Here is a 2,767-nt window from a genome sequence, read left to right as displayed (position 1 = left end):
GGCCGCCGACACGCTAGCGCCGCCCGCGGCGGTAACCGATGCGTTGATGCCCGAGTTCAATCCGCTAGCGCTCGACGAACCGTTGGCGCCCGCGCCAAGCGGTTTCAATATTTCGGTGCACGACGTGGAGGCCCGCGAATTCTTTATGAGCCTGGTATTCGACAGCCAGGAAAACATGGTGGTGCATCCGGATGTCAGCGGACGCATCTCCCTGGAATTAAAAAACGTCACCATTCCGCAAGTGTTGAGCGCGGTGCAAAAAGTCTACGGTTACGATTACAGTAAGACGGATATCGGCTACATCATTTACCCGGCCGCCTTGCAAACCAAGATCTTTAAAATCGACCGCATCGATTTGTTGCGGGAAGGCAGCTCCAACACACGGGTGTCGTCCGGACAGATCAATAACGGCTCAAGGCGCTCGGGCGCATTCAATCAGCTGAATCAGGGCATTAACCCCATTACCGCCGGCGGCCCGAATACTCCTTACGCAAACCAGAACAACGCCACCTCGGGCAGTTGGATTAACACCACTTCCAAAACCGATTTTTGGGACGAACTGCAACAATCGCTGACGGCCATCGTCGATGTATCCCCCGCGACCGATAACAGCGGCGAATTGCATAACCCGCAAACCGGCACCAAAGTGGTTCTCAACAAACAGACCGGCATCGTGGTGGTACGGGCCAACCCCGGCCAAATGCGGGAAGTGGAAAAACTGATTGCCAGCACCCAAGACCAATTGGGCCGCCAAGTGGTGATAGAAGCGAAGATTCTGGAAATCGAACTGAACGATGAACATCAGGACGGCGTCAACTGGGCCAGCATGGTGCGCGACGGCGCCAATGCCTTTTTAATGGCCAGCAACCCGATTCCGGCCATGGCCACCAACGCCATCTCCGGCTCGGCGCAAGTGTTCACCCTGAGCGGCAACGTCGGCGATTTTTACGCCTTCATTTCGCTGATGGAGCGCCAGGGCAAGACCAACATCCTGTCCAGCCCGAGAATATCCACTCTCAATAACCAAAAAGCCGTGATTAAAGTCGGCCAGGACGAATATTTCATCACCGACGTCTCGTCCAATAATATTTTGACCGGCGGCAGCGCCACCAATACCGTCACGCAGGACATCACCTGGACGCCGTTCTTCTCCGGCATCGCCCTGGACGTAACGCCGCAGATAGCCGATAGCAACAAAGTCACGCTGCACATCCACCCTTCCATTACCCGGGTGGAAAACCAGGATAAAAACTTCACGATTAACGGCCAGGAAGGCAACATCCCCATGGCCCTGAATACCGTCCGCGAATCCGACAGCATCGTGCATGCCGAAAACGGCCAAATCATCGTCATCGGCGGCCTGATGCAGGAGGATAGGGAAGAAAACAAAAGCGGCGTGGCGTTTTTATCCCGCATCCCCTATCTGGGCAACGCCTTCCGCGAAAACAAGGGCAACGGCAGGAAGTCCGAATTGGTCATTCTGCTGAAACCCACCATCATCGGCAACAGTCAGGACTGGGACGCGCCGATAGAAGACAGCCGGCGGCGCATGGAAACCCTGGAGAAAAAACAACTGTGGAAATAATGTAGCCCCGATTGCCGGTTCCCATGTATCTGCAACATTTCGGCCTCGGCCAATTACCGTTCAACCTGACGCCGGACACCGAGTTTTTCTGCGACCTGCCCAGCCACCGGGAGGCGCTCAACGTGCTGTTGATTGCCTTGCAAAGCGGCGAAGGTTTCATCAAAATCACCGGCCCGGTCGGTGCCGGCAAGACCTTGCTGTGCCGAAAATTGCTCAACGAGCTGCCCCCGCCTTTCGTCACGGCTTATCTCCCCAATCCTCAACTGAGCCCGGCCGGACTGCACTACGCCGTCGCCGACGAATTGGGAATCGAGTACCCGCCCAACTGCGGGCAAAGCAGTGCCTTGACGCTGATCCATGCGTTTTTGCTGGCCGCCGCCAGCCGGGGGGACAAAATCGTGCTGATTATCGACGAAGCCCAGGCCATGCCGCTGGAAACCCTGGAAAAACTGCGCCTGCTCACCAATCTGGAAACCGAAAAGCAAAAACTGCTGCAAATCGTCTTGTTCGGCCAAGCGGAACTCGACCAACTGCTGCAAAAAAAATCCATCCGCCAGTTACGCCAGCGCATCACCTTCAGTTACGACTTGAAACCGCTCAACCGCGCGCAAGTCAAGGACTATGTGCTGCACCGGCTGCGGATTGCCGGCAATACCCATACCGATTTACTCTCCGGACTCGCCATATTTGCCCTGCACCGCTATAGCCGGGGCATCCCGCGCTTGCTGAACATTCTGGCCCACAAAGCCATGCTGGCCGCCTACGGCAAGGGCCTGAGCCGCATCGGCTGGCGGCAGATTTGGCTGGCGGCGCGGGATACCGACGCCACTCGGGAGCAAGAACAGCAAGGCCGGTTTAAATACCTGTTAATCGGGCTGCTACTATTGAGCGGCGGCATTTATCTGTATTTTTCACCCTCACTGCCTCTATGAGCCTGATCAACCAAATGTTGCGCGATCTGGAACAGCGCAACCCTGCCGGCCGGACGAATCCTCCGTCGCAACAAACGCTGGACATTAAATTCGGCCAGCCGCCGCCTCGCGGCGGCTATCGACCTACCGTCTGGTTGGCGGGCATTTTATTGACCGGCATCGTCTGGCTGTATTGGCGGCCTCAAGCACCCGCGCCCAGCGAACCCGCCGCATCGGCCGCGCAAGCCAAGCCACGGCCGCCAGTTCCGGT

3 protein-coding genes are annotated in these 2,767 nt (G+C 57.1%); all 3 read left to right on the top strand.

Annotated features, from left to right (window positions below):
• Positions 1–1,585, top strand: a 1,585-nt coding sequence (gene mshL / locus NP596_RS20855; RefSeq protein WP_256617313.1) for a pilus (MSHA type) biogenesis protein MshL, incomplete at its 5' end; no start/stop codon positions are given.
• A gap of 23 nt (positions 1,586–1,608) precedes the next feature.
• Complete coding sequence (locus tag NP596_RS20850; RefSeq protein WP_256617312.1) at positions 1,609–2,517, top strand: ExeA family protein; 909 nt, start codon at positions 1,609–1,611, stop codon at positions 2,515–2,517.
• The coding region (locus tag NP596_RS20845) for a hypothetical protein (RefSeq protein ID WP_256617311.1) at positions 2,514–2,767 on the top strand (254 nt) is incomplete at its 3' end. The genes NP596_RS20850 and NP596_RS20845, both read left to right, overlap by 4 nt.

It is taken from the genome of Methylomonas rivi (genome assembly GCF_024505165.1).
GTDB classification, from domain to species: domain Bacteria; phylum Pseudomonadota; class Gammaproteobacteria; order Methylococcales; family Methylomonadaceae; genus Methylomonas; species Methylomonas rivi.
The sequence above is the reverse complement of the archived record's forward strand: the minus strand, read 5'-3'. Positions and strand labels throughout refer to the sequence as shown.

What these genes read in the sequence shown, in the direction of transcription:
- NP596_RS20850 (WP_256617312.1), top strand. Translation starts at nt 1,609, where the DNA reads ATGTATCTGCAACATTTCGGCCTCGGCCAATTACCGTTCAACCTGACG.